This is a genomic window from Peribacillus sp. NPDC096448 (assembly GCF_044762675.1).
Lineage (GTDB): Bacteria > Bacillota > Bacilli > Bacillales > DSM-1321 > Peribacillus > Peribacillus frigoritolerans_B.
In genome coordinates this window covers 224,676-251,005 of the sequence record NZ_JBIWEU010000008.1, presented here as the reverse complement: position 1 = coordinate 251,005, position 26,330 = coordinate 224,676, and the positions used below count along the sequence as shown (strand labels likewise).

26 protein-coding genes are annotated in these 26,330 nt (G+C 43.2%); 5 read left to right on the top strand and 21 right to left on the bottom strand.

The window, feature by feature from the left end; all coding sequences use genetic code 11:
• Nucleotides 1-22: 22 nt before the first annotated feature.
• From ACIQ0C_RS15720 to ACIQ0C_RS15645, 16 genes are all read right to left on the bottom strand, one after another.
• Nucleotides 23-1,534, bottom strand: coding sequence for a flagellar hook-associated protein 2 (locus ACIQ0C_RS15720; protein ID WP_403061532.1), 1,512 nt, complete (start codon nucleotides 1,532-1,534; stop codon nucleotides 23-25).
• A 14-nt stretch (nucleotides 1,535-1,548) separates the two neighbouring features.
• Nucleotides 1,549-1,911 (bottom strand): flagellar protein FlaG, encoded by a 363-nt coding sequence (gene flaG / locus ACIQ0C_RS15715; RefSeq protein WP_403061529.1) that lies wholly within the window; start codon nucleotides 1,909-1,911, stop codon nucleotides 1,549-1,551.
• A 972-nt stretch (nucleotides 1,912-2,883) separates the two neighbouring features.
• Entirely contained in the window at nucleotides 2,884-4,149 is a 1,266-nt protein-coding gene (locus tag ACIQ0C_RS15710) for a flagellin N-terminal helical domain-containing protein (protein WP_403061526.1), read from the bottom strand.
• Between the two features lie 138 nt (nucleotides 4,150-4,287).
• The gene (csrA, locus tag ACIQ0C_RS15705) at nucleotides 4,288-4,521 is read right to left on the bottom strand and encodes a carbon storage regulator CsrA (RefSeq protein ID WP_402836347.1); all 234 of its coding nucleotides are present in this window, start codon (nucleotides 4,519-4,521) and stop codon (nucleotides 4,288-4,290) included.
• On the bottom strand, nucleotides 4,521-4,964 hold the full coding sequence (gene fliW / locus ACIQ0C_RS15700) for a flagellar assembly protein FliW (RefSeq protein WP_403061523.1): 444 nt from the start codon (nucleotides 4,962-4,964) through the stop codon (nucleotides 4,521-4,523). Before fliW ends, csrA begins: the two co-directional genes overlap by 1 nt.
• 16 nt (nucleotides 4,965-4,980) lie before the next feature.
• On the bottom strand, nucleotides 4,981-5,550 hold the full coding sequence (locus ACIQ0C_RS15695) for a DUF6470 family protein (protein ID WP_403061520.1): 570 nt from the start codon (nucleotides 5,548-5,550) through the stop codon (nucleotides 4,981-4,983).
• 44 nt (nucleotides 5,551-5,594) lie between these two features.
• On the bottom strand, nucleotides 5,595-6,473 hold the full coding sequence (flgL, locus tag ACIQ0C_RS15690; protein ID WP_403061517.1) for a flagellar hook-associated protein FlgL: 879 nt from the start codon (nucleotides 6,471-6,473) through the stop codon (nucleotides 5,595-5,597).
• Nucleotides 6,474-6,488: 15 nt separating this feature from the next.
• A complete protein-coding gene (gene flgK, locus ACIQ0C_RS15685) occupies nucleotides 6,489-8,048 on the bottom strand; it encodes a flagellar hook-associated protein FlgK (RefSeq protein WP_403061514.1) in 1,560 nt (519 codons plus the stop codon).
• A gap of 30 nt (nucleotides 8,049-8,078) precedes the next feature.
• On the bottom strand, nucleotides 8,079-8,567 hold the full coding sequence (locus ACIQ0C_RS15680; RefSeq protein ID WP_403061510.1) for a flagellar protein FlgN: 489 nt from the start codon (nucleotides 8,565-8,567) through the stop codon (nucleotides 8,079-8,081).
• Between the two features lie 77 nt (nucleotides 8,568-8,644).
• The gene (gene flgM, locus ACIQ0C_RS15675) at nucleotides 8,645-8,908 is read right to left on the bottom strand and encodes a flagellar biosynthesis anti-sigma factor FlgM (RefSeq protein WP_253512259.1); all 264 of its coding nucleotides are present in this window, start codon (nucleotides 8,906-8,908) and stop codon (nucleotides 8,645-8,647) included.
• Between the two features lie 224 nt (nucleotides 8,909-9,132).
• The gene (locus ACIQ0C_RS15670) at nucleotides 9,133-9,552 is read right to left on the bottom strand and encodes a TIGR03826 family flagellar region protein (RefSeq protein ID WP_403061506.1); all 420 of its coding nucleotides are present in this window, start codon (nucleotides 9,550-9,552) and stop codon (nucleotides 9,133-9,135) included.
• Between the two features lie 98 nt (nucleotides 9,553-9,650).
• Nucleotides 9,651-10,343 carry a ComFC family protein gene (locus ACIQ0C_RS15665; RefSeq protein WP_403061503.1) on the bottom strand — a complete coding sequence of 231 codons (693 nt, stop codon included), beginning with the start codon at nucleotides 10,341-10,343 and terminating at the stop codon, nucleotides 9,651-9,653.
• Entirely contained in the window at nucleotides 10,336-11,727 is a 1,392-nt protein-coding gene (locus tag ACIQ0C_RS15660; RefSeq protein WP_403061560.1) for an ATP-dependent helicase ComFA, read from the bottom strand. Before ACIQ0C_RS15660 ends, ACIQ0C_RS15665 begins: the two co-directional genes overlap by 8 nt.
• Nucleotides 11,728-11,850: 123 nt before the next feature.
• A complete protein-coding gene (locus tag ACIQ0C_RS15655) occupies nucleotides 11,851-12,693 on the bottom strand; it encodes a DegV family protein (RefSeq protein WP_403061500.1) in 843 nt (280 codons plus the stop codon).
• A 188-nt stretch (nucleotides 12,694-12,881) separates the two neighbouring features.
• The gene (locus ACIQ0C_RS15650) at nucleotides 12,882-13,565 is read right to left on the bottom strand and encodes a response regulator (protein WP_402835833.1); all 684 of its coding nucleotides are present in this window, start codon (nucleotides 13,563-13,565) and stop codon (nucleotides 12,882-12,884) included.
• Between the two features lie 47 nt (nucleotides 13,566-13,612).
• Complete coding sequence (locus ACIQ0C_RS15645; RefSeq protein ID WP_251426777.1) at nucleotides 13,613-14,755, bottom strand: sensor histidine kinase; 1,143 nt, start codon at nucleotides 14,753-14,755, stop codon at nucleotides 13,613-13,615.
• A gap of 618 nt (nucleotides 14,756-15,373) precedes the next feature.
• Here ACIQ0C_RS15645 and ACIQ0C_RS15640 point away from each other — a divergent pair.
• Together ACIQ0C_RS15640 and ACIQ0C_RS15635 are read left to right on the top strand one after the other, a co-directional pair.
• On the top strand, nucleotides 15,374-16,009 hold the full coding sequence (locus ACIQ0C_RS15640) for a YigZ family protein (RefSeq protein ID WP_402835830.1): 636 nt from the start codon (nucleotides 15,374-15,376) through the stop codon (nucleotides 16,007-16,009).
• A 178-nt stretch (nucleotides 16,010-16,187) separates the two neighbouring features.
• A complete protein-coding gene (locus tag ACIQ0C_RS15635; RefSeq protein WP_402835828.1) occupies nucleotides 16,188-17,210 on the top strand; it encodes an LCP family protein in 1,023 nt (340 codons plus the stop codon).
• Nucleotides 17,211-17,415: 205 nt separating this feature from the next.
• Here the strand turns inward: ACIQ0C_RS15635 and ACIQ0C_RS15630 are convergent, their stop codons facing one another.
• The 3 genes from ACIQ0C_RS15630 to ACIQ0C_RS15620 form a co-directional block, all read right to left on the bottom strand.
• Nucleotides 17,416-18,471 carry a glycosyltransferase family 4 protein gene (locus ACIQ0C_RS15630; RefSeq protein WP_403061497.1) on the bottom strand — a complete coding sequence of 352 codons (1,056 nt, stop codon included), beginning with the start codon at nucleotides 18,469-18,471 and terminating at the stop codon, nucleotides 17,416-17,418.
• A gap of 76 nt (nucleotides 18,472-18,547) precedes the next feature.
• Nucleotides 18,548-19,651, bottom strand: coding sequence for a glycosyltransferase family 4 protein (locus tag ACIQ0C_RS15625; RefSeq protein WP_403061494.1), 1,104 nt, complete (start codon nucleotides 19,649-19,651; stop codon nucleotides 18,548-18,550).
• A gap of 18 nt (nucleotides 19,652-19,669) precedes the next feature.
• Nucleotides 19,670-20,413, bottom strand: coding sequence for a WecB/TagA/CpsF family glycosyltransferase (locus ACIQ0C_RS15620; RefSeq protein WP_402835822.1), 744 nt, complete (start codon nucleotides 20,411-20,413; stop codon nucleotides 19,670-19,672).
• A gap of 112 nt (nucleotides 20,414-20,525) precedes the next feature.
• Here ACIQ0C_RS15620 and ACIQ0C_RS15615 point away from each other — a divergent pair, with 112 nt between their 5' ends.
• Genes ACIQ0C_RS15615 through ACIQ0C_RS15605 form a run of 3 tightly spaced genes read left to right on the top strand, consistent with a single transcriptional unit; the run spans nucleotide 20,526 to nucleotide 24,678 of the window.
• A complete protein-coding gene (locus ACIQ0C_RS15615) occupies nucleotides 20,526-21,956 on the top strand; it encodes an O-antigen ligase family protein (protein ID WP_403061491.1) in 1,431 nt (476 codons plus the stop codon).
• Between the two features lie 4 nt (nucleotides 21,957-21,960).
• On the top strand, nucleotides 21,961-23,487 hold the full coding sequence (murJ, locus tag ACIQ0C_RS15610; RefSeq protein ID WP_403061488.1) for a murein biosynthesis integral membrane protein MurJ: 1,527 nt from the start codon (nucleotides 21,961-21,963) through the stop codon (nucleotides 23,485-23,487).
• Between the two features lie 24 nt (nucleotides 23,488-23,511).
• Nucleotides 23,512-24,678, top strand: a complete 1,167-nt coding sequence (locus tag ACIQ0C_RS15605; RefSeq protein WP_403061485.1) for a glycosyltransferase family 4 protein — start codon at nucleotides 23,512-23,514, stop codon at nucleotides 24,676-24,678.
• A 37-nt stretch (nucleotides 24,679-24,715) separates the two neighbouring features.
• On the opposite strand, the gene tagH is transcribed toward ACIQ0C_RS15605, so the two are convergent.
• Nucleotides 24,716-25,513: a teichoic acids export ABC transporter ATP-binding subunit TagH gene (gene tagH / locus ACIQ0C_RS15600; protein ID WP_034315705.1), complete on the bottom strand. Its 798-nt coding sequence runs from the start codon at nucleotides 25,511-25,513 to the stop codon at nucleotides 24,716-24,718.
• Nucleotides 25,514-25,530: 17 nt separating this feature from the next.
• Nucleotides 25,531-26,328: an ABC transporter permease gene (locus tag ACIQ0C_RS15595; protein WP_402835813.1), complete on the bottom strand. Its 798-nt coding sequence runs from the start codon at nucleotides 26,326-26,328 to the stop codon at nucleotides 25,531-25,533.
• Nucleotides 26,329-26,330 lie beyond the last annotated feature (2 nt).

The following is a 26,330-nucleotide window of genomic DNA, read 5'->3' as shown; positions in this document are numbered from 1 at the left end:
TTAACTTCCTTTCCGACTTACCTTAACTAAAATAAGAAGCTAACGATGCACTTTGGCTGTTTGCCTTTTGTATCGCTTTTTCCATCGCCGTGAATTGGCTGTAGTAACGCGATTCCAATTTCGTTAACTTGGCTTCAAATGTTGAAATCTTCTTATCCAGCCCATCAACCAATTTCCCGATTGTAAAATTGTTATTAACATATCCGGCCTTCCCGGCTTTTTCAGTAATCGCCTTCATGGATGATTCTATATCGTCCCTTAACCGGCGCGCGAGGCCTTTGTCACTCTTTTCCGACCCATTGGCCATGAACATATCATATATCGCATTCGGATCCTCACTAATGGCTGCCCGGAGCTTGTCCTCATCAATGGTTAATTTACCGCCCTCCAAATAATTTTTGGTGGTGGTGATTCCCAAACTGCTGAGATTGTTTTTTCCAGTGATCCCATCCACCGAAGTGTATAGGGATGACCTCATAGTCGTCAGGAGACTTTTTAATGTCGAATCGCTTTTTAACGTTCCGCTCTTCGCTTTTTCTTCCCACAGCTTCACTTCATCCTCTGTCATTGCCTTTTTTTGCTCAGCGGTAAGCGGGGTAAAGGAGCGATATTTCGCTTCACCCGTTTTATCTTGAACCTTTTTAATGACTTCATTGTATTTATTCACAAACTGAGTGATCGTATCCAGGATGGCATCCACATCAGCTGTTGATGAGAATGTGACTGTATCCGCCGTTTTTTGTTTTACTGTTATTTCCGCTCCATTAATCTGAAACGTATTCGAAGGCCGGGAAATGTCCAGGCCATTATAAGTAATCGATGCATTTTCCCCTATTGTGCCGCCAGTCCCTTCATTGTTACTGCTCATTTTTAGCATATTGAAGAAATCTCCGGTACCCCCTAATTCAATTTCAGGCCGATCTTTTACATCACCTGTGTTTTTAGCAGTAATGGAAAATTTCTGGGACGTTTCATCGAAAAATAGAGTCACTCCCGAGTTAGCATTAATTTTATTTATGACACTCTCTAACGTATCGTCCGCATTTAGGGTAAGTGTGTACGGTTTTTCCACTGTTGCTCCATCTTTTACTTCCGTATCAAAACCGCCATCCTTATTGATGGCCAATATCGTAATATCTTGAGGTGTCGTGATTCCCAATTCCGATAGTTTCTTTTTTGGATCGGTAACAGCTGATTTTTCCGTACTTGTCATGGTTGCTGCTTTGGCAAGTCCATTCACTTTTATATTCCCGGAAAAATCACTGGTCGAATTCACATTTCTCACTGATACAGCATCTGGATTCGATACCGTCACCTTCTTTTTAATGAAGGAAGACTGCTTTCCAACTCCATCACGAATGAGTGTATCCAATTCTGATAAAGCTGTATTTATCGAACGGTAATCATCCCGCTGCCACTCGGAATACTGCTTTTTCTGTGTCAGTTTATCCAATGGCACCCGTTCCGCCTGCATCATGCTCTTAACTAATTCATCAATGTCCATCCCGCTTGCTAAACCGCTGATTCGTACCAAAATTGATCACCCGCTTATATTTTTTCATCCACCATTATGCCGACAAACTCCGTCATTGCCGCATAGAAGTCCAATAACTTCTTCGGGGGAATTTCCCTGATCGTCTCATCTGTTACATCATCCACTACCTTGACGTAATACTCATTCAACTTCTCGTGATATTCAAAACGAACCGCCGTATGTGTCGGATTCAGGAAGGTGTTCAAACTATCCACTATTTCCTGCACCTTTTCTTTTGAAGGTACATCAGTAGATTCCACACTTTGCTCCGAATAGGCAAGCGTATTCATTTCCCGCTGATAATATGAACTGATTCCTTCCGAGATTGCTGTTCTAAGTTGTGAGGAAAGAATATTCGTGGACAAACTCTCCAGCATCTAAATAGCCCCCAATACGTCTTTACTTTTTATATCGGTAATTAAGGTTTTATATTTAGTTACTCTTAGATTTTGGTTGCACCTGCAGACATTCATTAAAGATCCATTGCTATAAAAGAGATTCTAACAAAAAAACTCCAGAAAAATATCTGGAGTCTACAGTACAGTTTTTTTCGGATTTTTAATAGTTGACCGTTGATTGGAACGTAGGGCGCTCACTTTCCGTGGGCGATCCCGGGAGCCTCCTCGGCACCATTGCGCCATGCGGAGTCTCCCTTAGACACATATCTCCCGCAGGAGTCTCGTACCTTGCGTTCCAATCAGATCTCCAGAAATCTAAGATGGAACCCCAATTGACCACACGTTTTTTTAGAGTTTATACTGTGACCGTTCACTTCCACTCCAGGCACTCGCTTTCCGCGGGCGGTCCCGGGAGCCTCCTCGGCGCTTTTGCGCCTGCGGGGTCTCCCTTGGACGCGTATTCCCGCAGGAGTCTCGCACCTTCCGTTCCAGTCAACTTTGTTTTAATCGGTAGATTGCTCCTTTTACCTAAGTCTTTTTTTAAAATAGAAGGATTAAAACTGAGGTGATATTTTGGAAAAAGTTATGACTGATGATTTCAATCATAGGACTTCCATTTTTATTCAAATGAATCTGCGAACATACTAGGAGTTGATATATCCCATCCGGCTAGTGATCGATAGCTGGATTCACCAGTCATTTTACCATACACATTACTGTCATCTTCAGCTATGTATTTTGTAGTACCGTCATACTCAATGAGATAATATCATTAGGATTGTAGCCATAAGATTCGTTGGTGACAGATAAACAAATGAACGGTCCCTTATTTTTTAAGGGTCAGTAATCTCTTGTCTCTGCATCGTAGTGTCCCTTACACACTTCAATCAGTACAAATAAAAGAGCCTAACACAAAGTGTCAGACCCTTTCTTGTTAGGCTAGCTATTCAATTAACGAAGTAACTGAAGAACGCCCTGCGGTTGCTGGTTCGCTTGAGCTAGCATCGCTTGAGATGCTTGCGCCAAGATTGAGTTCTTAGTTTGCTCCATCATAGTCTTAGCCATATCTGTATCACGGACACGTGATTCAGCAGCTGTCAGGTTTTCAGAAGAAGTACCTAAGTTGTTGATAGTATGCTCTAAACGGTTTTGGTTAGCGCCTAGTTTAGAACGTTCAGCTGATACTGTATCAATCGCTGTTTGGATTTTTGTGATAGCTGCTGATGCGTTTTTAGCATTAGAAACATCCAGGCCGGATTCAACACCTTTAGAATCTGTACCATTGCTTACATTTGTACCAGCTGTGAAGCCTGTACCAGTACCAGTCAACCCAAGAGCACTTGCACGCATATCACCGATTTCAAGTGTCAGGCTTTGGTTTTCGTTTGCACCGATTTGGAATTGAAGACCTGCTCCAGCTTCAACAGCATCTTTAGCTTCTACCGCTGCAGAGCCAGCTACTGTTTTAGTTCCGTCAACAGATAGACCGCCAGTTCCAGCGATAGTTGCTGCAGTTGCAGATTCAGTTCCAGGCTTTTGTTCTAGTTTAAGTTGTCCGCCATCATTAGTTGCAGTGTACTTAGCGCTTAATTCAGCATCTGCTCCAATGGCAGCAATTAATCCATCAAGATCCGTGAACTTTCCAGCTGCGGCATCATTAGCCGCGGCAACTGTAAAAGTTTTTCCATCTACTACTACTGTGTCGCCTGCAGTTGTACTTAATGTACCTGTTGCTGTAACGCTACCTTTAACAGCAGGAGCAGCTGGTACTGCTGCTTGAGCTGCAGTGGCTGAATCCTTAGAACCATTCAATAGTTTCTGAGTATTGAATTCAGTAGTATTACCAATACGGTTGATTTCAGATGTTAATGAATCCATTTCCTTTTGGATTTCTCCACGGTCACTAGTTGTATTAGTATCCGTTGATGCTTGTGTAGCAAGTTCACGCATACGTTGAAGGATGTCAGTCGTTTCGTTCAATGCACCTTCAGCAGTTTGGATTAAAGAGATAGCATCTTGTGAGTTACGGGAAGCTTGGTCCAATCCGCGGATTTGCCCACGCATTTTTTCAGAGATTGCAAGACCGGCAGCGTCGTCGCCTGCACGGTTGATGCGCATGCCTGAAGCTAGTTTCTCCATTGATTTGGATTGTGCATTCGTCGCACTTGATAATTGACGGTGCGTGTTTAGAGCTGAGATATTGTGATTGATGATCATTTATGTTTCCTCCTTGAGTCTTAAGTCCCCACATCCATGTGGTTGTTTACAATAAGCAGTGAATAAGTCGGCCGCCTATTTCACTGCTCATCGTTGTATACTTAATATCGACCTGCTTAGAAACATATTTAGCGTATTTTACGATTTTTTCTTGAAATACTCATTTATGCCTTCCAGAAAATTGGTTTCTGTTTTGGAGGCTTTTCTATTTTCCTGCTGGATGGAAAGGTAGATTTCCTTCCTATGGATATCGACGTTTTTCGGGGCATTGATTCCGAGTTTGATCTGTTCCCCTTCAATGGACAGGATCGTAATTTCGATATCATCGCCAATCATGATCGCTTCATTCGGTTTTCTGGTCAATACGAGCATCATTCGCCCCCCTGTTCTGCTGGAGGTTCAAACAGTCTGTGCTTTGTACGGTATTCACTAGCATTCATGATGAATTGCTTTCCGACTTTTTTTGGGCCATTCATGATGATTGGGGCCTGGAGATTCGCCGTCGTTTCATTGAAAGGGTCCTGGATCGTTAAGATGACGAAAGTAATGACTTCCAGTTCCGTTTCTATTTGTAAAGAAGATAATACCTCATCAGTAAGCTTCACTTCGTAATCATGAAACGCTTCAAAAGGATCTGTCACAATGAAGGCAAGCTCTTTTGTTTCTGTCGATTGCAGGACGAAAAAGGGCGTGTCATCCAAAGCTAGCAAGCAAAACTTTTTTTCTTCTAAAAATCCTGGTATCCCGCTTTCAAATACATAAATCTCTTTCTCTGCCAATTCGAGTTCGCCATGAAATTTTGTTTGTAGAATCATCTATGTTTTCACTACCTTATTCATCCGGAAATAGATTGATGAAGTCTATTTCCAGCGCATTTTTTTGTAGAATTTCGACATCCACACTGCCTGGTGTGTATGTATGGTTCACCCTATTGATTTGAGCATCAATGATCGGTTTTTGGGCGGTTGCTTCAATCTTCACTTCCGCTGGCTGGTAGTCAAGCTTTACGCTGAATGGAGAGGGGATCCAGCCGAGATTGAACTGCTTCTCAGGTCCTTTGCTGTTTTGCCTGGCCTGATCTGCCAGTGGATTACCGCCTTTTTCAATATGCCTCAGCTCCGTCCCCTGCTGGGCACGTCTCGCCATACCCGCCAGCCAATCTTGATATCCCTGCTGCGCAAATTCATCGACTCTTCTTGATAGGCTTTTCAAATCCATGTCTTCCCTTGCTTGTGACTGATCGATTGTCAGCTTGCCTGGGGTGGTTTGAATCTCCAGGGTCGCTTGCGGCTGATTAATGGATTGGACCGCCGCCTTCTGTTCGATTTGCTGTACAGGCTGCTCTATATTCAATCCAATCTTCATTGGGGTGGATTGCAATCTGATTTGTGGAATCTGCATCATCATCACTCCTTATAGAAAAAAGCTATCCATTTAAGAATAGCTTAACGAAGAAAATCCAATAAACTCGGCTGCATGATTTTTGCGCCGATACTTAATGCCGCACTATGGACACTTTCCTGGGTCGTCAAATCCATGATCGCCTTTTCGATATCGACATCCTCATTTTTCGAAAGGATTTCAGTGGCAAAAACCTCCTGCTGCTTGAGGCGGTCCGTCATCAGCTCAATCCGATTCTGCCTTGCGCCAACCTGTGCCTGCATGCCTAAGAAGGTGTTTATCGTTGCGTCAAGTCCTTCCAATGTGCCGCTTACGTCCCCGCCGTTTTCGAGTGCCGCGATTGTCTGGTCGATGCTTCCGCCGGCAGCGAGTGCATCACCAAAAATCTTGGAACCGTCCGTATTTATTTTAAGGGAAATCCCGGAAAACACTTCAAGTTTTATGTCCCCTGTGCCATACACCGTATTTCCATTGCCATCTTTAACGGAAGATGGTCTCACATTCGTATCCTGGCCGTTGAAAATATACTTCCCGCCGATCTGTGTGTCGCCAAGAGTTATGAGATGCTCTTTTAATTGTTTAATTTCTTCTGTAATGGTTTTCAGTTGTTCCCCTTCATACGTACCATTGCTGCCTTGAACGGTTAATTCACGAATCCGCTGCATGGCGGAAACCGCTTCCGTAATGGCATCATCCGTGCTGTCGATCCAGTTGGTCGCCTCGGCAATGTTACTTTGATACTGCCCTATTTGATTGAGATTTGTCCGGTACCCCATTCCCATCATGGCCGCAACAGGGTTATCGGATGGCTTGGAGAACTTCTTTTGAGAGGAAACCTGCTCTTGCAGCTTGGACATCTTTTCATAACTGCTGCTTAAATTGCTCAACATATTATTGGTTAGCATCGATTGCGTTACCCGCATATTCGTCCCCTCCTATTAACGGCCTGCTGTACCCATTCCGTTTATGATTTTATCGAGCATTTCATCCATCATCGTCATCATTCTTGCAGATGCGTTGTATGCCTGCTGGAATTTGATCATGTCCGTCATTTCTTCATCAAGGGATACGGAACTGACAGACTCCCTATTTTGATTGACGGAGGCAGCAAGGACGACAGAGTTGGAAAGGTTCTTTTGGGCGCTTTGGGAATCCACCCCAAGCTTTCCGATGATACCGGAATAATAGGTGTCGAAGCTTCCCGTCAATTCGTCAGAATTTTGGTCTTTAGTCGAGTACTCACTGAACGCCTTCTTTTTAAGGTCAGCCAGGAGTTTGGCATTTTCATTATCACCGGATGCCCCTCCGCTTTTTCCACCGGCGGCAATTTTTGTGGGATCCTTCACGATTTCACCATTCACCCTGATGCTTTGGGCGGCACTCTTACCTGGTTCAAGTTCAAAGAAATTCAAAGTTGAAGTGTTGTCATCACCTAAGGCATAACCTTGTTTATGGATGGCATTGAACTCATTCACGAAAGCCGTCGTCATATTATCGAGCTTTTTCAGCATATCAGGATAAGCGCCGCCGATCGTCCCATCAGCCTTCTTATAGCCGAAGCTTTTGATCAAACCGGATAGCTCTCCCGAGAATTTGTAATCGGTCAATGTTTTCGAACCAAACTTCAATCCGTCCACCATACCTGTCGTTTTATCATGGCTAACTTCAACTTTCGAAGTTCCCACCATCCCGGTTTGGTTAACACTGACTAGATTGATGGGCGGCACAAAAGACGAACCGTCTTCTTGCATCAATTCGATGTTGTATAGCCCTGTGGCCACATCACTGGCTCTGCCGTAATCCGTCGGAATGACGTTATTCACTTTAATGCTGACAAGCTGTGAGAGATTGTCTACGAGCACATCACGTTTATCATAAAGGTCATTGGGGATATATCCATGCGGCTCCACTTTGCTGATCTGTTGGTTAAGCTGATCAATACTGCTGATGAGCGTATTGATTTCGTTCGCTTTGACGTTTATCTGATTGCCGATATCCGTTTGAACATTCGTCAGCGAGTTGTAGTAGTAGTTTAGGGTATCCGCGACCATAACGCCCGTCGAGGCAACGACTTCACGCGCTCCGGAGTTTTCCGTATTCGCCGTCAGCCCCTGCAGCGAATTCCAGAACTTCTCCATCGTGGCGGCCAATCCGCTGTCGGTCGGTTCGTTCATGACACCTTCCATTTTCGTCAGGGATTCGCTCATGGCCCCGTAATAACCGATTTTATTGCTTTGCGTCCTGTATTGTGCGTCCAGGAAACTGTCACGGATCCGCTGAACCGTTTCAGCTGCCACCCCTGTCCCGATTTGGCCGGCAACGCGCGGGCTGTTCAAACCGACAGTAGGAAAGCCCGACGTCTGGACCAAGTTGACCCGCTGCCTTGAATATCCTAATGTATTGGCATTGGCCACGTTATTTCCTGTTGTATACAAGGCCCCTTGAGAGGTGGATAATCCGCGTTTGGCGGTCTCAAGACCCATAAAGGTTGAAATCATTTGCACGCACCTCCATCTTTTTTCTGCTTCTTATGCTTTGGAATCAAACATTCCCATGCCGATTTTCGCCGTTTTCCCAACTGAATCCCCATAATTCAGGTTCTGGTGCAGAGGTCTCAGAATATCCAAAGAGATATTGATGAATTGAAGGGACTGATAGATCAATTGCTGATTTAAACCGTTCCGCTCCTTCAGCTTTGCCACTTCATCAATCAATTCCGCTTTTAGCATTTCAAGGACTTCCGTTTCTTCTGGTCCTGTCAGTTCCGTCACGGTATGGATGGGGGCATGCTGTCCAGCCGTTCCATTGGCTGCAAGAAATTCCTCGACTGCCCTTTCTCGTTCCTTATCCGTCTGGCCGATCGCTTTAATATGCTTTTGTTCCGAAATCAGCAGGGCAGTAATCGCCTCGGTATCATTTGCTTTCAAAATGGCCGTTTTTCTTATCGCCAATTGATTGAAGCTTTTATGAAGCTTGATCAATTTTTCAAGCGATCCGATGATGTTCCGTGCAGACATTTCGCTGCCTCCTCCGCTCATAAATGAAGGACGGAAAATGGCTCCGTCCGCTTCATTCTAGCTTTTTCATTGAAAATTCATTTCCGGTAAAAATCGATAAGACCCTTAGCCGTTGCTTGTGCATTCAATTTATAATTTCCTTTTTCAATTTGGATTTTCAGTTCATCCACTTTTGCTTGTCTTGCAGCAAGAATCGGAGATGATTGCTGCATTTCTTTTGCCGCTGAGGAAATTTCAACTTTATCCGAGGATTTGACCTTGGATTCTTTGATATTCCCCGTTTTATTGGCTTGAAGATTATAAGGGTTAACACCTGTCATACCGACGTTATTGATTTTCATATTCCAGATCCTCTCCTTCGTTCGATTTTATAAATCCCATTATGTTTCGATTCATTAACACATGAAAATGGCTCTGGACTGTGTTATTCTCCCTATCTTTATTATCGACAAGGAACGGATTTCTTTAATTGTTTGCTGTAATCTTTCCTTCGACACCCATTGTCGAATATTGTTCTCAATATCGAATATTTTAACAAATACTGCATCATGTTTCCATGAATGAATTACCCTTTTTGATCATCCTTCATGTAGTACGTACTTTTTTTATCATGTCCTTGAATTTCACTGAGGCGCTTTTCTTCAATTTCAAATGCCTGTAAATCCGTACGCAGTGAATCGCCGCATTTGTCGCATAACCTTCCGCTCTTGATGTTAGCGCCGCACTTTTCACATGGAATTCCGAGGTTGGGAAACTGTGAAATTCTCAGCTTTCCGGTTCTCACAAATTTAATAATTAACGTTTCTTTAACGCCGGTTTCCTTAACCACCTGCATCATGGACGCCGTTCTATTTGTTTTCTTGCGAATATATGCATAAACTTTATCATATTGGGCTTCTTCTTCTTTATAACAGGCATCGCATACATCACGGAATTTCGTCATGACGAATAACGAATTACAGTTTGGACAGTTGAATACATCCATCGAGGCCCCTCCTTCACCATCACGGCGATTATTCTTCAGTACTGTATATATCGAATAATCCCGGCGATACTTTAGGATGTTTATTAAAATAAGCTTTTTCACCTAGCCAGGGTGATGGATGATACTTCTTTTGCCCCAGCCGTCATCAATGCTTTGGCTGCATGCCTGAGAGTTGTGCCTGTTGTGTATATGTCATCGATGATCAAAATAGATTTTTGCTCCAGCAAATCAGATTGCATGACCTGAAAAACCTGCGGTAATGACATTCTCTCTTGACGAGATTTTTTTGATTGTTTTTCCGTATGGATTCTTGTCAAGGTCTCAACCGGATGAAGCCCAGCTAGATCTGCCAAAGCCTGTCCCTGATTGAATCCCCGCTCCTTAAGCCGTTCATCACTAAGCGGGATGGCCGTTACCAGGTCAAATTCCATGTCCTTTAACCTTTCTTTCAAAAAGGGGACGAAAACCTCAGCTAACGCATAATCACCCCGGTACTTATATTTAGCAATCATGTCTTTTAAGTATTCATTATAATGAAATAGCGATATGTTCTTCGACAAATAGCCTCCCCATTCCCTATTCCTTTCCCATCTTGAACAATCGAGACAGAGGTCACCGTTCATATGATCCCCTCCCAGCTCCCTTGAGCACATTGAACATGTTTCTCCGGTTATCCTATTGAGTTTCCCCTCACATCCTTCACAAATTGCCCTTGCCTCTGCCTGCTTTAGGAGGCTCCTCCATGTCAAGGCTTGCTCCATTCCTTCATCACAAACAAGACATCTATTCATCCAGCAGCCCCCTTTTCATGGCATCTTTATTCATCATTTGTATATGCTGAACCGCCTCGACCATCGCTTTACTTTTACCATAATGAAAAAAGGTGATTGTACCGGCAGGATAAGCAAAGCTTCTTCCTACCCTGCCGGCAATTTGAACGAGCGCACTTTCGGAAAACACTTCATGTTCAGCACCGATCACGGCTACTTCCAACCGCTCAATTGTCACGCCCCGCTCCAGGATGGTCGTGGTCAGTAATCCTGGAACAATTCCATTCCTTAGTGCCATTACTTTTTCCTTTCGATCAGGGTGCCGGGAGTGGACAATCGATAATTCAGGGGACAGCCCTTGAAACAGCGGAAGGACCTGCTCCATCACTCTAATGCTTGGAAAAAACAATAGGAAGGGAATATTCCGGTTAAGGCGTTCACTTATCCATCCGTTGATTTTTGGGGGAATCTTTTTTTGAAGAAATAGTTTTTGCCAATTGCCGCTCCACTTCATTTCAGGGACGGGGATTGGCTTACGATGATAACGGGCCGGGATTATGACGGCTTTCAATTTGCCGCTTCGGTATAGCCGCTGCATCCTTTTCGAAGGTGTGGCGGTCAAGTAGATGGTTACCGCGGATACCTTTTTCGATTTATTAACCGCATAATGCAGCGAATCATCAATTGAGTAGGGAAACGCATCGACTTCATCAACGATGATGACATCGAAAGCTTCAATAAAACGGAAAAGCTGATGGGTCGTGGAAACGGTCAGTGGCGAAAAACCATGGCGATCTTCACTCCCGGCATGGAGGGTCGTGACTCCAATGCCAGGAAAAGCTTTTTTTAACCTTGGGGAAAGTTCGAGAACGACATCGGTTCGCGGTGTTGCCAAACAAATCCGTTTCCCGGCATGCAAGGCTGCCTCAATCGCCGGAAATAATATCTCCGTCTTCCCTGCCCCGCATACAGCCCATACCAGGAATTCATCTTTTCCATTTATGGCTTCAACGACACAGTCGGAGGCATTTTTTTGACCTGCCGATAAAGTGCCCGCCCACCTCAGTACATTGTCAGGAATCTTAAATTGAATGCCCGGACCTGTCCACCTATAAAGCTTTGCACATTCACTGACCCGTCCCATCATGATGCATGAGCGGCAGTAAGTGCAATCTTGATTGCAAATCTTGCAAGGGAAAGTATAAAACAAGGTTTGATCTTTGTTACCGCAGCGTACACAGTGATAACCGCCGTTCCCGGATTGCACGCCGCAAGTTTCCGAGACATACCCATTCTTGATATGCTCTGCGAGGAGTTCTTGGGAGAAGGGGATTTCGAAGGCCAAAAGATGTTTTCCGATGAGATGGTTCTGAAGTTCCGGGGAATAAGGCGGGGAAATGCTCATTTTTTTCAAACTGAAACCTCCATATCTTGATAAATTACACTCCCCCTTATCATTCGCTTTTAACTCCCGGATTCCTTTTTGCTCCATAAAAAAACGCCTTTCACTTAGTAAAGGCGTCACAGCTTAAATCTTATACCAGCCCATCCCCATCGAGCCTTCGCCCAGATGCGTTCCGATTACTGGACCGAAGTAGCTGATGTCGAACTCGACATTTGGGAACCGGGCTTCAAGTTCTGCTTTCCAGTCTTTAGCTTCACTTTCCCGTTTAGCATGAATGATGACGGCTTTATATTTCTCGCCGCTCGCCGCGTCTTCTCCAAGTAAATCGGCAATCCGTTTCAGCGCCTTTTTTCTTGTACGGATTTTTTCGAATGGGACGATGACTTTATCAACAAAATGGAGGACCGGCTTCACTTGAAGCAGACTGCCAATCAAAGCTTGGGCACTGCTTAAGCGGCCGCCGCGCTGGAGATGGGATAGGTCATCTGCCATGAAGTATGCCCTGACCGATGGTTTCATTTCTTCAAGCCTGGCCATGATTTCTTCTGGACCTTTACCATCAAGTGCCAGCTTTGCAGCCTCGATCACGTAAAACCCCTGCACCATGCAGCTGATTTCCGAATCAAAGGCATGAACCCTAATTCCCTCGACCATTTCACCTGCAGATACCGCTCCTTGATAGGTTCCGCTGATGCCGCTCGATAAATGAATGGAAATTACATCATCATATTCTTTTTGCAGTTCCTCGAACTTCTCGACAAACTTTCCGATTGGAGGCTGTGAAGTGGTCGGCAATTTCTCCTGCCTCTTTACTTCCTCATAAAACTCATCCGCAGTAATATCAACTTCCTCCCGGTAAGCTTCATTGGAAAAAATGACATTAAGCGGCATCATATGTATATGTAAACGATCACGCATTTCCTTTGGTATATATGCAGTGCTATCTGTTACGACTGCGGTTTTCATAATAGTACCATCCTTATAAAAATTTACTTCGTATCATATTCAACATTCTATCTGAAAATGCCTTTATTTGCATTAAATAGCTTTCTGTATTTCCAAAAATTTGAATATTATCATCCATCCAATAAAAAAATCCAGCCCTTCAGCACGCATTGCGAAATCTGAAGAGCCGGACTTATCGAACGCTTTAATTACTTCACTTCTACCCAGCCGTTTTTAATAGCTAGGACAACCGCTTGTGTACGGTCATTCACATTCATCTTCTGAAGAATGTTACTCACATGGTTCTTGACTGTTTTTTCACTGATATATAGGGTTTCGCCGATGGCCCGGTTGCTTTTCCCGTCTGCTAAAAGCTGAAGCACTTCACACTCGCGTCGAGTCAATAGGTGAAGCGGCCTCCTGATTTCTATCGTATGTACGGAATCACGATCAGTACCCTCTTCAGCTGCTAAGCGGCGATATTCTTTAACTAAGTTATGGGTGACCTTCGGATGAAGGTATGAGCCGCCTTCAGCGACTACACGAACAGCATCAATCAATGCGTCTGCGTCCATTTCTTTCAACAGATAACCTTGTGCTCCTGTTTTCAATGCGTGCTGCACGTAGTTTTCATCATCATGAATGGAAAGGATGATGACCTTTGTTTCAGGGTAACGGCTCACGAGCATTTTTGTTGCTTCGACCCCATTCATGTTCGGCATGTTGATATCCATGATAACAACATCAGGTTTATGTGTTTCAACGAGATCCATAGCTTCGCTTCCGTCATCACCCTCGGCAACAACATCAAAGGATGATTCAAAATCTAATATGCGCTTTACGCCTTCACGGAAAAGCTGATGGTCATCGATTATGATGATACTAGTCTTCAACGGCTTCTTCCTCCTAGTTTCTATTTAATATGTCTATTCTCTATAATTTATAAATGGTAGGGAATTTGGATAAATACCAAAGTGCCCGCCCCCGGTTGTGAATCGATCGTCATTTCACCTTCCAGCAGCTCGACTCTTTCTCTCATTCCCACCAAGCCAAATGAACCTTCTTTTTGAATCGAAGAGTCAAACCCCTTTCCATCATCTTTGACGACGACGGTCACCATCTCCTTGGAAATGGACAGTTTTACTTGAATCTGTTTTGGGTCCGCATGCTTCAATGAATTTTGTACAGCCTCTTGAACCAGCCTGAATAAAGCGACCTCCATATCGGAAGGGAGCCTTTTGACCTGCCCAAGGTTGACGAAATTCAGATTCACGCCATTATTATAGTCTTCGGTCGTTTGCAGGTACTTTCTGAGGGTAGGAACAAGCCCTAAATCATCAAGCGCCATAGGACGAAGGTCATAGATGATTCTTCGCACTTCATATAAAGCATTCCTTACCATGACCTTTAAACTGCGGATTTCCACTAACGCTTCATCAGGCCCTCTCTCCCGTTGCACCCGTTCTATCAGGTCTGAGCGCATCATGACGTTTGCCAGCATTTGCGCCGGACCATCATGAATTTCACGTGAGAGCTTTTTACGTTCCTGCTCCTGGGCTTCAATTATTTTCAGGCCGAAGTCCTGTTTGCGTTTCGCTTCTTGAAGGGCTTCCCCCACAAATTTAAGATCCTGTGTCAAATAATTCTGCACTACCGATATTTGCGAGACGAGATGCACCGCTTTATCGATCGTCTGCTGCAAACCCCTTAACCTTAACTCAAGCTCATCCCGGCGATTACGGAGCTCTTTTTCCAATTGCCGGTTAATTTGTAAATCTACTTGCAGCTTATGTGCCCTTTCATATGCATCGCGCACCTGTTCTTCAGAAAAATGGTTGAAGTGCATACTGACTTCTGAAAGCCTTTTTCGAGCAAACCTGGCTTTTGAATCCAGTGCATCGCTGTCGGTTATCACAATGGCAACCCTGATTTTCACATCATCAAGCTCTTTTGATAATGACTCGAAATCCTTTCGGCATTGTTCGCCGATATCAAAGACTTCATCCTTACTTTCACTAACAGTGCTCACCATTGTTTCTAAGATCTTGTCCAATGCTTTAGCATCAACCTTTTTTATGGACATTAAGACCCCTCCACTTAAATCAAAAGACTTGAACAATTTATTGTCTTAAAGACTATGTATATGGAAAAAAGTTCTTTCCCTTTTTCATGAATGGTTAAATTTCAGGAAACTTTTGTATGAAGTCACCTTCATGAACATATTGTACCAAAAAAAGATTAAAAATACGTTAATTTCCTTTTGTGATTTCCATAAAATGTACATATTTACTATACATCTCATAATCCAGGCATTAAGTCTGCCTATTAAAGGCAGAAAGCCATATCTATTATCCTGATACAAAATATCCTTTTCAATCAAATGGGATATTCCGCTCCATTGATTATCATATGAAACAGATGCATTTATTAAATGGCAAAATCCTTGAAATGAGAGGACACGTTAAGGTAAAGCCAGGATAATGGCACAGAACTCATTTTTTTCCTACAATGTTATTCTTTTAAGCATATATATGGCCAGCTAATAACAATAACAGGCAATGAAATTAATTATAACACGTACAGCTTTATCTTATATTAAAGTTTCTTTACACATGCGGTATGTAAATGAATCATCATTGCCACTTTTTCCGCAAAGCCTTATAATAAATCAACTAATAGGAAGCACGAAGGTGGAATAGAAATGCTCACTCAATATTTAACGGTGGCAGGTCGCGGCGAACATGAAATCGTCATTGAAAAATCCCGTTTTATTTCCCATATCGCCCGGGTCGAAACCGAAGATGCCGCACAGGCCTTTATCCAGGAAATCAAGAAAAAGCACAAAGATGCTACACATAATTGTTCAGCTTATATGATCGGGGAACAAAATCAAATTCAAAAGGCCCTCGACGATGGGGAACCAAGCGGAACGGCAGGCGTCCCTATCCTGGAAGTGCTTAAGAAAAAAGAACTGAAAGACACCGCTGTTGTGGTCACTCGGTATTTTGGCGGCATCAAACTTGGTGCTGGAGGTCTCATTCGCGCTTACAGCAAAGCGACTTCAGAAGGGATAAATACCACTGGTGTGGTCATTAGGAAACTAATGCGGGTCATTTCGACAACCGTCGACTATACCTGGCTTGGAAAATTGGAAAACGAATTGCGATCTTCCATTTATCAAATAAAGGAAATCCAATACCTTGATCAGGTCAATATCCTTGTATATGTTGAGGAAACACAAAAAGAGACATATAACGCTTGGATTACAGAGCTGACAAATGGTCAAGGCCATATCACCGAAGAAGAAATGCTTTATTTGGAAGAGGCATTCTCCTGATATACTCCTGCATATTTTTCCATTTTTATGCTGTAATATAATTGAAAAGAAATATTTATTTTACGAAATTATTAAATCATTGTAAAATTAGGTGTAATATATGACGAAATATAAACTGCAGGATTCGAAAAATAGCGATATATGTCTGATGTTCGTTATTTAAAAGGAGAAGAAAAAGATGTCTACTACTAGGCGTGTTTATAAAATTAAAAAAACAAAGAAAAAAAGGCGAAAGAGGCTTTGGTTATTGCTTGTTCCCCTGCTGGTACTTGGTCTGGGAGCCTCTACGTATGCTGCAACCCTGTATATGAAAGCCCAGAATGTATTCAATGATTCCTATGACCCTGTGGAAGCATCAGCAAAGCGAAGTGCAGCGATCGACCCGCTCGAAGATAATTTCTCGATCCTCTTCATAGGGATCGATGATAGCAAGGACCGTGACTTAAAAGGAAATTCCCGCTCGGATGCTTTAATGCTGGCCACATTCAATAAAGATCAAAAGTCTATAAAACTATTAAGCATTCCGCGTGATTCATATGTGTACGTGCCAGCCAAGGGCGTAACCACGAAAATCAACGCGGCCCATGCAGCCGGCGGACCGAAAGCGACGATGGACACCGTAGAGGAGTTACTCGATGTCCCTGTCGATTATTATGTTCGCATGAACTTCAACGCTTTCATCGATGTCGTAGATTCATTGGATGGCATCGAAGTCGACGTCCCTTATGAAATGTATGAAATCGATTCACATGACAAAAAGAATGCCATCCATCTTGAAGAAGGATTACAGACCGTTGATGGTGAAGAAGCATTAGCGTTTGCACGGACACGTAAAAAGGACAGTGATATCCAACGTGGTGAGCGTCAGCAGGAAGTCCTGAAAGCCATCATCGCCAAAGCAACCTCTGCTGGATCACTAACGAAATATACAGACGTAATGGAAGCTGTCGGCGACAATATGACAACGAACCTTCAATTCTCGCAAATGAGAGGTTTCATAAAATATGTGACTACCGATAAAGGCATCAATCTTGAAACCATCAAACTTGAAGGTCAGGATTCTACCATTAATGGAACCTATTATTATCAGCTGAACGAAACATCATTAGCGAATACTAAGCTGTTGCTTCAATCCCACTTGAACCTGGGACCAGCTGAAGGCAATCAAACTGAAGCAGTTCAATCACAAATACAAGAATAAAGTGAAACCCCCACTCGTCATGAGTGGGGGTTTTTTGATGCATTCCTTACCATTTCTTATATGAAGTCACATGCTGCTGCAAGAATGGCTCTAATATGATCTAGCCCCTTTTAGTAGTTAGCAGCAAAAAAGCCACCAACCGTTACTTCAAACGATTGGTGGCTTCCAATAAAACTAGCGAATCTAGTAATCTATTCCAAAATGATCATGGCTTGTTTTTAAAGTTGAGCATCTTGAGCAACGGCTGGTAGTTTGAATTGACCAAACCAATTTTCTCCACAAAAATCTCTATGATCAGGAGAAGTCCCGTTACAAGAAACAAAGCCCCCCACACCGTTGCAAATTGAAAGATTATTGCCGCTAAGCCAAAGCAAGCAGCTAAAGCGTAAATGAGCAAGACAGTTTGCTTATGAGTGAATCCCAAGTTTATCAAACAGTGATGTAAATGGGATTTATCAGCAGCCGAAATCGGCTGTTTATTGACGACCCTGCGGATAATCGCGAAAAATGTATCCGAAATGGGAACACCCAAAATGATGATCGGTACGATCAATGAAATCATCGTAACGTTTTTAAACCCTTGCAGGGACAGAACGGCAATGATGTAACCTAAGAATAATGCGCCTGTATCTCCCATGAAAATCTTTGCCGGATGAAAGTTATATTTCAAGAAGCCAAGGGTGCTTCCAATCACGATCAATGCGACCATGGCAACAAATAGGTCCCCTTTAATAAGGGCCATAGTTGCAATTGTCACTAATGCGATCGTTGAAACACCGCCTGCAAGACCATCCAGTCCATCTATCAGGTTGATTGCATTAATGATGCTGACAATCCACAAAATGGTGATCGGTATACTTAAAACACCAAATTCAAGTGTATCGGTAAAGAACGGCAAATTAATGAATTCCACTTCAAGACCGCCCCATAATACGATAATGAGGGCCGCCAAAACCTGACCCAGGAATTTGGGTGCAGCCCTTAATTCAAAAATATCATCAGCCATCCCGATCAATATGATGACAAGGGCTCCCACCAGAAGGGGCAGCTGCTCCCCAAAACTACCAAAATCATCCATGAAAAGCAAGAAGGTAATGAAAAAACTCAAAAATATAGCTAAACCGCCCATGCGCGGCATAATTTTACTATGCACTTTTCGCTCATTCGGTTTATCGGTAGCTCCTAATTTAAAGGCCAGCTTTGCGACAAAAGGAGTCAAAAAAATGGATAATAAAAAGGCTACCAACAAGGCCCCTAACATCAAAAACCACCTCAATTCAACTAAAAATCTAATACCCGTTACGATCTATAAGAAAACCTATATATAAATGCTTATTTTAATTTTTCATCCTCAAATAAACATTATATACGTTTTTGGCTAAAATCTCTATAGAAAAGTTGTTTTTTGCAAATTTTTGTAAATCCAACCCTATCTTTGTCAGGTCCCCGGATTTTTTCAATTCCAAAGCATTGCAGATGGCCAGTTTCAGCTGTTCGACATTGCCGATATCCGTTACCCAGCCCTTGCTCCGATCGGGAATCAATTCCTGTACACCGCCGACGTCACTAGTGATTGCCGGAAGGCCCGATCTTGCTCCTTCAAGTAAAACGAGCGGAAAACTTTCGCTTAAGGAAGTCAATAATGTGATGTCCCCCAACGGGTAGATTCGATCTAAATCTTCACGATACCCCAAAAAGTATACGTGATCGGATAATCCCCTTTCCGAGACCATCTCTTCCAGAGCGGATTTCCTGCTCCCGTCCCCTGCAAGGATCAGCTTTACATGAGGGAATTCCGATACCACTTCACTTAGTGCCGCAAAAGCAAATTCATGACCTTTCACCGGTTCAAGCCTTGCAGGCATGATGATGATGAAATCATCTTTCCCGAACCCGAAATCTTCTCTTTGAAACGGGAAAGGCAGTTCCTTTTCAAAGTCAATTCCATTCAGGATCTTTGTTATTTTGGTCGAATGGATTCCTTGGTCAATCAAGTCCTGCTTAAAGCGGTCGGAAACCGCCAGTATATGATCGGCATATTGAAATGACCTTACATGAAGGCCCGTAAACAATTTTCCTTTTACGCCCTGCCCTAAAAAATCATGATGAGGCGAACTGTGAACAGTAAGAAGCCATGGGCATTTAATGAGGCGCTTTATAAAAGCACCATATATATTCGCCCGCGGACCATGTGTATGAATGATGTCTATATTATTTAGACGGATAAAGTCCCTTAAAGGTTTCAAAATTGAAAGGTCATATTTGGAATGTTGCTTGAAAAGTTCAGTTTGTATCCCGGAGGACATGGCCCGCCGGTATAGTTCACCCTTTTCAAATACACCAAGCAAACACTCCTCTTTATTCAATTGGTTCAGTAAGGACATAATATGAAACATACCGCCGCCGGTTTCATTACCAGCGTTTAAGTGCAAGATTCTCATCCAGTCCACTCCTTATGTTCAGGAACGCTGCACCGTTTTCCTTAACCGCCTAACCTTTAAAACGAATCTTGGCAGCGCAAGCATCCGTTTCCACCGTGAAGGTTGCTGGATCAGTCGGTACAACCATTCAAGACGCATTTTTTGCCAGAAAACCGGGGCACGGTTCACCTTTCCCGCAAGGACATCAAAGCTTCCCCCTACTCCCATGAATAACCCTTTATTGAATAACGCATAGTGTCTGGAAACCCATTTCTCCTGCCTAGGGAATCCTAATGCAGTCAATATGATGTCAGGTTCAAGTTCCGCTATCGACTTAGGCAGGGTATCATCCTTGATATCAATGTAACCATGGTTGTATCCCACCAACTCGAGACCCGGATATAATTTTTTTACTTTCAGGGCCGCTGCTTCAATCACGTTTTCCTCCGCTCCAAGCAGATATACCTTCAGCGCTTTTTCATCAGCGACCCGAAATAATTCATTCATCAAGTCGAATCCTGTAATCCGCTCTTGTAAAGGTTGATTTAGCCATTTAGAGGCCATAATAATACCAACGCCATCCGGAGTGATGTAATCAGCCGATATAATGATGTCTTTATAATCCTGATGTTCATTTGCATACTCAACTATTTCCGGATTTGCCGTAACGACAAACGTTTTTTCCTGATTCATCAATCTTGGATAGATCATTCCATTCATGAATTCATCCATATTGCTATCAATGAATGGTATCGATAGTATCTCAACAAACTTCTCTGTCATTTTCACTTCAGCCTTTCATATGTACTATACATCTAAAGGGTGGGGTATTATTCAAGAAATTTTTTCATACACATCATAGAACATGATTTTTGATTCAAAGGTGGTTAATCAATTGAAGTTTATAGAAAAACAATCGTTACCCATTCTATTTCTGTGCCTGCTCGTCCCATCGGCAGTGCCTCACCCTATCGCCGGTTACATGGCAACGGCGTTGATGCTCGTTTTTATCGGTATAAATAAAAAAAACCTGTTATTAATTCTATTCATTTATTTCCCTGCCCGTCCCATATTGACGGAACTGAATAGCGGCTTAACCTATACAGGTGACCTGATCATCCTCACCTTATTCATTTCTTTGCTTATTGAAAGTCTCAAAAAGAACGAATGGCCATTTTCGAAATATCATTTTACTGCGCCATTTTGGTTGTTTTGTTTAATTGGTGCCGGTGCTGCACTCATTAACGGAGTGGGAATCCTCCCCATCTTATTTGAACTCCGTGCATTGCTTATTACATTCTTGCTTCTTTACATTATCGGTGAATTAAATCTAGAAAGAAAGGATATCTTTCGCTTTTTGAAGGTAATCCTAATATTCACAATCTTACTTTGCCTGCATGGCATAGTGGAGAAAATCTTTTCACGTACGATCCTGCTTCCCCACGCATGGGAAATGTGGAATCTTTCTCCAACAAACCGGATGAGGATTTATGGGGCACCTGCCAATCCTAATGTATTTGCCTTATTCTTAAGCATCCAGTTATTCCTTAGTTTCTTTCTATTTCAGTCACTGAAAAAATATAAATGGATCGTCTTTCTGGCAGCCATCCTGCTTTCCGGAACGTTACTGCTTACCTATTCACGGGGCACGATGATTGCATTCGGGTTCGCTGCGCTTGTCTTTATGATTTGGACTAGAAATAAACCATTTCTCAAATATGCCGCAGGAGCATTTTGTCTCGGCTTGCTTCTTATTTATTACCCAGTTTTATTTGCATCAAGTAAAGTGGAGGTATCCGCATCGATTCCGATGGAAAATGTGGTAATCGGCAGCACTCCCTCTTCCGAACACGAACATGCCCTCTCCAATCGCTTTTCAGAAATGTTCTCTGATAAGACTCTGCACCAAAGTACGGAATGGGGCCGATTATATGTCCTAATCAAGGGAATTGAAATTTTCAAAGATCACCCGATAATCGGCACCGGGCTAGGAACCTTCGGAGATTCTGCCACACTTTCCTTTTCCTCACCAATCTATCAGGAATACCAAATTGGTGAAAGGATGTATACCGATAATCAATATATCCAGGTTCTGGTCCAAACTGGTGTCCTAGGCTTCCTTGCGGTTCTTGCATTCATCTTTTTCACCTGCAGGAAAATCCTGAAATCGAGAAAAGGCACTTTAGCTGCGTTCACCATCTGCCTGATGTTGGCTGCATTATTAGCAGGACTTTTCTACAATATTCTCGAAGATAAAACGTTTACGCTGATATTTTATAGTTGTTTGGGATTCTGTTTACAGAAGGACATCATTTTAAAGGATTGAAAATATGCCTACTCTTTCAAATGTCATTAAATCGGTCGGGCTCGTCACCATTATAGCAGCCATTGGAAAAGTCCTCGGATTCGGGCGGGAATCGATTATAGCCGCCTATTTCGGGGCATCATCCATGGCGGATGTTTTTTTCGTGGCAAGTCTCATACCAACCATTCTTTTTACGGCTCTCGGCAGCGGTCTTCAGGCCGGCGTCATTCCTATTTACTTGGAAAAGAAAGCGGATAACCCAAAGAAAGCGGATGAATTCATCAGTGTTTTAGGTTCTTTCTTTATGCTGGTTGCCGGAGTCCTGACCATTGCCTGCATGATTTTCATAAAGCCGCTCGTCATGTTGACAGCCCCGGGTTTCTCCGATTCAGAGCTTGCCCTGACGGAGTCACTGACCCGGATCATGCTGCCAAGTTTACTATTTTTCACGCTTTCATACATGGCGACGGGGGTCCTGAATGCGAATAAGCGTTTTATACTGCCGGCACTCACTTCAACTGCACAAAACACGGTCATTATAGCAGCCACCGTATTGTTCGCTGCTCCCTTTGGCATTGAAGGATTGGCTTGGGGGTTTGTGTTTGGTGCAGCAAGCCAGTTCCTTATCCAATACCCATCATTGAAGAAATACGGAATCCGGCCCATCGTCTCTTTCCTGCCTCATAAAAGGCAGATCGCACAAACACTGTTCACCTTTTATCCAATCATTATCGCCGCTTTGGCGATCCAGTTGAATAGTGTCGTCGATCGGATTATCGCGACTTCGCTCGAAACCGGAAGCGTATCGGCCCTGAACTATGCGAATCGCCTGCTGTGGCTGCCATTGAGCATTGTCCTCACGCCGCTGATTACCGTATTGTACCCTTCAATCGTCGAGCGCGCGCTTATAGGCTATCAATCTTTCCTTAATTTGACCTTAAAAGGGTTGAAATCGCTGTTATTTTTAGCGATTCCGTTCATGGTCGTCATGTTGATCAGCGGAAACAGCTTAATCACTCTCGCTTTCCAACGCGGGGCTTTCGATGCTTCAGCAACTGATATGACTTATAGGGCATTCCTCTTTTATTCAGCTTGCCTCCCGTTCTTTGCACTGAGGGATTATTTGATGAATGCCTTCTACGCCTTGAAGAAAACGAAAGCGGCCATGTATTCCTGCCTGATTGCCGTTTTGCTTAACGTGCTGCTCAGCTGGGTTCTGTCACGTTATCTCGGCGTCGGCGGAATTGCTCTAGCATCGGGGATTTCCATGCTCCTGCAATCTCTCTACCTTTTCGGCTACCTATGGCTGAAGACAGAAAGAACGGACAAGGCAGCTTTCTTGGATGTTTTTCAGGAAAGCGGCAAGCTTACCATCATCGGGGCCACCATTTACGGAATCGCTCTCTGGATCCATCCGCTTACGCTAACGTTGCCCATCATCATGGAATTGGTGATCATCTCGCTGCTGGTATTCGGATTATATCTCGCATTATCCATTCTTTTTAAGGTAAGCAGCCTGCAAGGGATGAAAAGGATCAGATCATCAAAGTAATACATTAGAAGAAGGAGTGCCAATATGAACATTTTAATCACAACGATTTTCAACTACCCTCACGAAGGAGGGCTATCGAGCCATATCACTACGTTAAAAAAGGGTTTAATGTCGCGGGGCCATGATGTGGACATATTATCTTTCTCTCAATTACCACCTTTCAAGAGGAAGATGCTCGCCCAGGCTCCAGGATTTTTATTAAATAAAGTAAAACAGGGGAGCGGCCAGCTTTTCAATGACCGTCAACGCCAAAAATTATTGGCTTCATCTATTAATGCCTTGAAAAAGAACTATGATGTCATTAATGCTCAAGACATTTTCGCAACGCTTGCCTCCATCGAATCCGGGATACCGACGGTGCAAACCGTCCATGGGTATTATTCATTCGAGGCAGTCAGCAGGGGCGCCCTTCTTCCGGACAGTGAAGAAGATTTGATCATTCGCGAGCTAGAAAGAAAAGCTTATCAGTCCGCTGCAAAAGTTGTGACGGTCGATCAAAGGATCAAAGACTATATAAATCATTTGGCACATATAGAGGCTGATACGATCAAGAACTTCATTGACGTGTCTGCTTTTAAACCGGAGATGGCAAAGCGGGAGCAAACTCGCCTGGACTTTCAAATACCCCTACATAAAAAGATGCTTTTCGTTCCGAGAAGAATGACGGAAAAGAACGGTGTCATCTACCCGCTCCTTGCCCTGCCGGAGGTGCTGGAAAACCATCGTGAAACGGTATTGGTCTATGCAGGTACAGGAGAACAGCGAAGCCGGCTTGAAGAAACCGCGGCCAGGCTCAAAATATCCGATTCCGTACTTTTCCTGGGTTCAGTGCCGTTCGAGAAAATGCATAACCTCTATGAAGCATCGGACATCGTACTCATCCCAAGCGTTCATTCCCACGGGGTGGAAGAAGCGACTTCCATTTCCGCTTTAGAAGCGATGAGTTGCCGCTCACCCGTCATTGCAAGCGCAATCGGAGGTTTAAAGGAGATTCTCATTGATGGAGAAGATGGTCTGTTAGTAGAGGAAAAAAATGAAAAAGCACTTGCACAAGCCATCTCCATTCTGCTTAATGCCCCTGAATATGCAACAAAGTTAGCTGCGAAAGCAAGATATAAAATGGAAAACGAATACTCCCACCTTTCAGCTGCCGAGCGGTTTGAGAAAGCTTATGTTGAAGTGATTAACTAAAAAAAGCAGACCCGAAGCCCGGGTCTGCCTTTCACTTTCATACCAGTGCGGAACTACGCCTTTTCATTTGCTCTTCACGGTATTTTTTCTGTTCTTGTTTAGACATGGCGTTATATTCTTTTAAGAATGCCTCATATTGCGGCATTACTTCCTTCATGGCACCGTATGCCTTTAACTCTCCATATTCAAGCCATAACGCCTTTTGGCAAAATTTCTTCATCTGACCGATTGAATGGCTGACAAAGAACATCGTTTTGCCCTTTGCCTTAAATTCGTTCATTTTCTCTAAACACTTCTCAGCAAAGTTTTTATCCCCGACTGATAAGGCTTCATCAATAATCAGGATATCTGGATCGATATGCACGGAAATGGAAAAACCAAGCCTGGACTTCATGCCGCTTGAGTAGGATTTCACCGGTTGGTCAATGAACTTACCAAGTTCCGAAAACTCAATGATCTCGGGCTCAAGTTCTTTGATCCGATTTTTATCGAATCCGAGCATCAGCATTTTCAGTTCGATGTTTTCTCTGCCCGTCAACTGATTATTCAGGCCCGATGAAACGGCAATCAAGGCCGTTTTCCCGTTAGTTTGGACATTTCCGTCCGTGGGCGGGACAATGCCTGCAATAATATTGGACAATGTGGATTTACCTGATCCGTTGACCCCGACAAATCCTATTACATCGCCCTTTTCTGCTTCAAAACTAACATTCCTCAGAGCAAAGTACTCTTCCCCATAGCTTTTAGGCAAAAGGAGATCCAATAATTTTTCCGAGTTTTTATTATATAATTTATATTTTTTCGTTATATCTTTGACAATTACCGACTTTTCCAATTTTTCTCACTTCCAGTTTACTTAAAGTCAACAAAGCGATCTCTGAACCTGACATGCAGCGAGGAACCTATCAAAAATAAGATGATAACGACTGCCCAGAAATAAAGGGTATATTCCCAATGCGCTATCAGATACCATGATTCCCCCAACAACGAAGCTCGATACCCTTCTACAATATAATATAGTGGATTCAGCTTCATGATGTTGACTATGGTAGGGTGTTCCTTTGCATCCAATACCCAAAGGATTGGTGTTAAATAAAACATGACTTTCATTAAGGACACGATTATATTATGAACGTCACGAATGATGGTTGATAATGTTGAAGTGATTAAACCTAATGAAAATAACAGCAAGACCGTCGCTGCAACATAATACGGCAGTTGCAAGATGTAGACTGTAGGGAGGTAACCTGTAAACCCTAATAGGATGATGATGACTCCCAGCAGCATGAGATGCTGATACAACTTAGCAAAGATGACATACGATGGAATGACACTCATCGGAAAGCTCATCTTGGATACCATATTCATTCGGGAATAGACGGATTTGGACGTTTGGGTTATGGCCGGGTTCACAAAGAACCAGACAACGATCCCTGCCATCAGCCACGGAAGGAAATTTTCCCCGCGATTTAAGATGATAAATCCAAATACAAACCAATAAATCGCAATCTGTATCATCGGATTGATGATTTCCCATAGGATTCCCAGGTAGTTACTGCTGTTGGCACTTTTCATCTCATAAACAGATAAACGCCTTACCAAATAAAAATGTTTGATTTGTTCTTTTAAAACGGTCAAAGCTGAACTCATAA